Origin of the sequence: Bacillus cereus group sp. N12, from assembly GCF_016483575.1 — a bacterium.
In the GTDB taxonomy this organism is placed as follows: Bacteria; Bacillota; Bacilli; order Bacillales; family Bacillaceae_G; genus Bacillus_A; species Bacillus_A toyonensis.
This window is the reverse complement of record NZ_JAEHBO010000008.1, coordinates 124,381-130,380: the sequence shown is the minus strand read 5'-3', so window position 1 is coordinate 130,380 and position 6,000 is coordinate 124,381. Positions and strand designations below refer to the sequence as shown.

Here is a 6,000-nt window from a genome sequence, read left to right as displayed (position 1 = left end):
ATGCTGGTTTTTGGATGGTAAAAGAATACCTAGGGTTAACAGTGAAAGAAACATTTAAAACATGGACAGTATTAGAAACATTACTTTCATTTATCGCTTTTGGAGGCGTTTTATTACTCGATATGTTTGTTTAAAATAAGGATACTTTTATATGAATTTAGAAAGACAACTTTAGCACACAACGTTATGAATAGATAAAATAAATGTATTTTTATGGTTTTTATATTATTAGGATACTATAGGGATTTTTGTTAGGAGGAAGAAATGGTGAGCTCAAAATATATGATTGGTGTAGACATTGGGACAACTAGTACAAAATCAGTTCTATTTTCTACTGATGGATCTGTTATTGCAAGTCATGGAATTGAATATCCTTTATATTCTCCTACGCCTGAAATAGCAGAACAAGATCCGGAAGAGATTTTTCAAGCAGTGATACATACGATTAAAGAAACTGTGCAATCGAGTAAAGTACAGCCCATTGATATTCTTTGTGTCTCTTTTAGTTCGGCAATGCATAGTATCATTGCTATAGATGAAAAAGGAAATCCATTAACGAGATGTATTACTTGGGCAGATAATAGAAGCGCAAGCTGGGCAGAGAAAATAAAGAATGATAGGAATGGTCATGAAATTTATCTTCGTACTGGCACACCAATTCATCCTATGTCACCACTTTCGAAATTAGTTTGGTTACAGAATGAGCAGGCAGAATTGTTTGCAAAAAGTTATAAATTCATTTCTATTAAAGAATATGTGTTTTATAAGTTATATAAAGAATATGTAATTGATTATTCTATAGCATCAGCAACAGGAATGTTCAATTTGAAATCTTTAAAATGGGATGAGGAAGCTCTTCGTGTTGCAGGGATTTCAGATGAAAAGCTTTCTAAACTTGTTCCAACGACGCACAGCTTAATAGGATTAGATGAAGAACTTGCAAAAGAGATGAATGTACATGTTTCTACGCCCTTTGTAGTAGGAGCGAGTGATGGAGTGCTATCGAATTTAGGCGTAAATGCAATAGATCCTGGGGTTGTGGCTGTTACAATTGGTACAAGCGGTGCGATACGTGCTGTAACAAATTGTCCTGTGACAGATCCAAAAGGTAGAATTTTTTGTTATGCCTTAACTGAAGACCATTGGGTAATCGGTGGACCAGTTAATAACGGTGGTATGATTTTCAGATGGGCTCGTGACCAATTAGGCACTTCAGAGATTGAACTTGCGAGGCGTTTAGGGAAAGATCCATATGAAGTGCTTACTGAAATAGCAGCAAAAGTAAATCCTGGATCTGACGGTTTATTATTTCATCCGTATTTAGCAGGGGAAAGAGCTCCTTTATGGAATGCGAATGCGCGAGGATCTTTTTTTGGACTCGGATTACATCATAAGAAAGAACATCTTATTCGTGCTGTATTAGAAGGAGTAATTTATAACTTATATACCGTTCTTCTCGCTTTAAAAGAGCTAATTGGCGAACCGAAAAAAATTCAAGCAACAGGCGGTTTTGCAAGGTCAGAACTTTGGAGACAGATGATGGCGGATATTTTTCATCAAGACGTATATGTTCCTGAAAGTTTCGAAAGCTCTTGCTTAGGAGCTGCAATCCTCGGTTTATATAGTTTAGGTGAAGTAGATACGTTACATGTAGTTTCTGAAATGGTAGGTGCGAATTTCCACCATGAACCAAACATTGAAAGTGTGGAAAAATATAAAGATTTAACACCAATCTATATTCGTCTGTCCCGTCACTTGGAAGAAGAATATGAAAGTATAGCAGCGTATCAAAAAAAGTGGGTTTAAAAGCTATTTACCAAGAAAATATGGTAACGTATAAAGAGGTACTCCGATTTTTTAGGATACTCTTTCAACATAAAATATTTTAAGAAGTATGATGAACGAAAAATATAGGGAGAGAGGGTTATGAAAATGAAGGATAACAAAGAGTTTATTGGATATGTTGGAACTTATACGAAAGAAAATAGTGAGGGAATATATAAGTTTACTTTAGACACAGAAGCAAAAAAAATTAGTAATGTAACACTTGTGGCTAAGCTGGATAACCCTACATATGTAACGATTAACCGAAATAATGAATATCTCTATTCCGTTGTTAAGGAAGGAGAATCTGGTGGTGTAGCTGCTTATTCAATTGATAGTAAAACTGGAGAGTTAAAGGCAGAAAACAGACAAATAGTAGAAGGGGCGTCTCCTTGTCATGTGAGCGTTGATAGTGGGAATCATACGGTAGTTACAGCAAATTACCATAAAGGAACGATTGAGTCTTTTGAAATAAATGAAGAAAATGGAACTGTAAATCCTGCTTCATCTATTATGGCGCATGAAGGTTCAGGTCCGAATAAAGAAAGACAAGAAAAACCACATGCACATTACGCGGGATATACTCCTGATGAAAAATATGTAGTGGGCGTTGATTTAGGGATAGATAAAATAATTACGTATGAAATAAAAGGTAGTGCATTAACAGAAGTGAATAGCTTATCTGTAAATCCAGGAAGTGGGCCGAGACATATTACTTTTCATCCGAATGGAAAGTATGCGTATGTGATGACTGAGCTGAGTTCAGAGGTTATCGTATTAACATATAATGCGGAAGAAGGGACCTTTACAGAATTACAGTATATTTCTACTATTCCAGCAGAGTTTGATGAAAATAGTCAAGGAAGTGCGATTCATATTTCTTCTGACGGCCGTTTTGTATATGCAGGTAATCGTGGACATAATAGTATCGCTGTTTATAGCGTAGATCAAAATTCAGGTGAGCTTACATTTATTGAACATACATCTACAGAAGGAAATTGGCCGAGAGACTTTGTATTAGATCCTACTGAAAAGTTTCTTGTTGCTACAAATGAAAAGTCACATAATCTTGTGCTATTTTCAAGAGATGAATCTACAGGAAAGTTAACACTTTTACAATCTGATGTTGCTGTGCCAGAGCCTGTTTGTGTTAAATTTTTAAATGTTTAAGTTGTGTTCGATATAATTTCATATACTCAGAAAACAGTAAAAAGCAAAGCGATATCGCTTTGCTTTTTACTGTTTCTTTTTCGGTCTACGTACTAATTCGCCGCCGCAGTTTGGACAAACGTTTTGTCTTTCTTCTGTACATGGTGCGCAAAATGTACATTCATATACACAAATGTAAGCTTCAGAATCTTGTTCGAGCGATTGATCGCAAATTTGACAGTTTGTTTTCATTTCTAGTGCCATACTAATTCTCCTTTTGTTTGAAAATTTATAATTTAATTATAATTCATTAGATAGAATTAGTCTTTTTCAATTGAAAGGAAATCGAATGATAAAGTTGTGATTTGAAATGAAAGATGCCAATTTATTTTAAAATTGATTATTTTGTGCAGTTGGAATATTATGAAATAGTCAAAAGACAACAGGGGGTATACATTTTGACTAATCATAACGATCATTTAAAAGCAAACTGCGAAAAATGCTTCGGTCTATGTTGCGTGGCGTTACCGTTCGCAGCATCGGTAGATTTTGCAGTGAATAAAGATGGTGGTAAACCATGTTCCAATTTACAATCAGATTTTAAATGTAGTATACATAAAAATCTTAGAGGAAAAGGTTATAAAGGTTGTACAGTATTTGAATGTTTCGGTGCTGGGCAGAAGATTTCTCAAGTTACGTTTAAAGGGATTGATTGGCGGAAAGATGCTAAGCATGCGAGAAAAATGTATGATGCTTTTCCGGTTATGCATCAGCTCCATGAAATGCTTTGGTATTTGAATGAGGCGATTCTATTAAAGGCGACGCAGCCAATTCATAAAGAACTAAGTAAAGCGATTGAAGAGACAGAGCGACTTTCGAATTTAAATGCGGACGAGTTAATGAAAGTAAATATTCCATTACACCGTGCAGAAGTAAATGTTTTACTTTTAGAAACGAGTGAGCTAGTTTGGAAGGAAATGAATGCGACGCGTAAGAAACGAATCATTCACCGCGGAGCAGATCTTATGGGAGCAAACCTGAAAAAGAAAAATTTACAAGGCGCGAATTTAAGGGGTGCTTATTTAATTGCAGCGAACTTAAATGGTGCAGACTTAAGAGGAGCAGATCTCATCGGAGCAGATTTAAGAGATGCAGATGTTCGCGGAGCAGACTTTACAAATAGTATTTTTCTTACGCAAGTTCAAATTAATGCGGCGAAAGGGGATAAACATACGAAATTGCCGGAATTGTTATCCCGTCCCGCGCATTGGAGTGCGTAAAGAGTGAGGAGTATTTAGTGTGGACATATTTCAGTATTTAGAAGAGATGCAAGAGGATCTCTTTTCGTTAGCAGTAAAGCAAATAGAAGCGAAGTATTATGATATTTGTTGCATGTTGGCATCTACAGAATATGCAGAACGAATTAAAGTAATTAATTTAGAGTCATATAAGGAAAGTATTCGAGTAGGCTTGGATGCAGCTGTAGAAATGGCTACTAATGAAGAAGCAAAAGCGATTTATTTTGAGTATGACCTTGATAACGAATGGGATAGTCAGTTTTACATTTGTGAGGAGTATGTTCCGCTTGAAGAAGAGGATGATGATTGGGCATCTGAATGGACATATAATATAGAGGGACCGAGGTCTGTAGAATTAGCGGATATGTATGCTGAAAATGGTTTTGATACAAACGAAAAAGCAATCGGCATAACTTTATATTTAATTGCAAGAACGGTATGTAGTTTTATGAGTGTATGTAGTGAAGTGAAAAGTAATATACCGATTTGTATTGGCTTTCACGACCAAGAACCAATTATACGAACAGGCAGAGACTAAGAATCTCTGCCTGTTTTTTTATTTCTTTTCAAAAGTAGTAATGAAAACGCTACATATAATAAGAATACCACCAATAAAAAAATTATTATTTAATGTCTCATTTAATAAGAGCCAGCCAAGTAATGATCCGACGATAGGTTGGAAGAAGAAAAATAAGGAACCGATGCTTGCATCCATTAGTTCTAATCCTTTATTCCAAAGGAAAAAGGCACCTGCCGTTGATATGACTCCTAAATATAATACGCCTAGTATTACGTACGTATTTACGGTTCCGATAGAGGCTGCTTGTAGTTCCCATATCATAAAAGGTGTAATAAAAAAGAGTGAAAAGAATATGGCGTACGTTGTAATAACTAAAGATGAAAACCGAGCTGAAGCAATTTTTACATAAATGGATAGTAAAGCCCACGTAATAGCGGCCCCCACTAATATGATGGTACCGATAAAATAGGAGCTAATTTCAATATCCCATCCGATTACGATAATGACACCGATTGTCGCTATTATAGTAGATAAAAGTCTACGAGCGGTTAGCTTTTCTTTTAAAATAATTGCTGCAAATATAACCATAAATGCAGGTGTTGCGGATGTTACTAAAGAGCCTGTATGGGCGTCGGATAATTTTGTTCCGATGAATTGACATGTGATTGAAATGAAATATCCGATAAATCCAATCCAAGCGAAGAGTAGCCAATCTTTTTTGCGAATGGTTACTTTTTTCTTTTGCTTTTTCTCTGCTATTTTCAAAATACCATACAAAACAACAAAAGCGATAATAAAGCGTAGCCAAACGAGTGTCAGTGGTGGAATAAAGTCGAGTACGTATTTGCTAACAACATACATACCGCCCCATATACTTGCTGCTAGTGATAAGCATATAGCACCTAAAATTGTTTGTTTCATTTGAAGTACCTCCGTCTATTTTTAGGGTATTATGAGTTCCCTAAGACGAGGCATAGTGCATGTGTTATATGAATGCCCGTCTTAGTTTATAGACGGCCTACTGGTTGATCGTTTTCGAATGAAGTGTTGTAGTACATGCGTGCATTCCTCCTTCGTAATTTTATAATGATATTATAACTTAATTTTCAGTTTATTGGGATGTTTCTTTAGAAAATGGAAATGGTGGTTGTCTAAGAAAGCATAGTATATGGTAGAAAAACATATTTTTAAAATAAAAGAAACCAATTA

The 6,000-nt window shown here is 35.5% G+C and carries 7 protein-coding genes; 5 read left to right on the top strand and 2 right to left on the bottom strand.

Annotated elements, in window-relative coordinates; genetic code table 11:
• The 3 genes from JDS92_RS06955 to JDS92_RS06945 form a co-directional block, all read left to right on the top strand.
• On the top strand, positions 1 to 134 hold a 134-nt coding region (locus tag JDS92_RS06955; protein WP_199631720.1), incomplete at its 5' end, for a GntT/GntP/DsdX family permease.
• 130 nt (positions 135 to 264) lie between these two features.
• Complete coding sequence (gntK, locus tag JDS92_RS06950) at positions 265 to 1,806, top strand: gluconokinase (protein ID WP_199631719.1); 1,542 nt, start codon at positions 265 to 267, stop codon at positions 1,804 to 1,806.
• 120 nt (positions 1,807 to 1,926) lie between these two features.
• The gene (locus tag JDS92_RS06945) at positions 1,927 to 2,994 is read left to right on the top strand and encodes a lactonase family protein (RefSeq protein WP_199631718.1); all 1,068 of its coding nucleotides are present in this window, start codon (positions 1,927 to 1,929) and stop codon (positions 2,992 to 2,994) included.
• 66 nt (positions 2,995 to 3,060) lie between these two features.
• Here JDS92_RS06945 and JDS92_RS06940 read toward each other — a convergent pair whose 3' ends face one another.
• Positions 3,061 to 3,237, bottom strand: coding sequence for a DUF1272 domain-containing protein (locus JDS92_RS06940; RefSeq protein WP_001162791.1), 177 nt, complete (start codon positions 3,235 to 3,237; stop codon positions 3,061 to 3,063).
• 194 nt (positions 3,238 to 3,431) lie between these two features.
• Here JDS92_RS06940 and JDS92_RS06935 point away from each other — a divergent pair, with 194 nt between their 5' ends.
• Both JDS92_RS06935 and JDS92_RS06930 read left to right on the top strand, forming a co-directional pair.
• Entirely contained in the window at positions 3,432 to 4,253 is an 822-nt protein-coding gene (locus tag JDS92_RS06935) for a pentapeptide repeat-containing protein (protein WP_097959650.1), read from the top strand.
• Positions 4,254 to 4,272: 19 nt separating this feature from the next.
• The gene (locus JDS92_RS06930; protein ID WP_199631717.1) at positions 4,273 to 4,809 is read left to right on the top strand and encodes a hypothetical protein; all 537 of its coding nucleotides are present in this window, start codon (positions 4,273 to 4,275) and stop codon (positions 4,807 to 4,809) included.
• An 18-nt stretch (positions 4,810 to 4,827) separates the two neighbouring features.
• Here the strand turns inward: JDS92_RS06930 and JDS92_RS06925 are convergent, their stop codons facing one another.
• Positions 4,828 to 5,712, bottom strand: a complete 885-nt coding sequence (locus JDS92_RS06925) for a DMT family transporter (protein WP_097959652.1) — start codon at positions 5,710 to 5,712, stop codon at positions 4,828 to 4,830.
• Positions 5,713 to 6,000 lie beyond the last annotated feature (288 nt).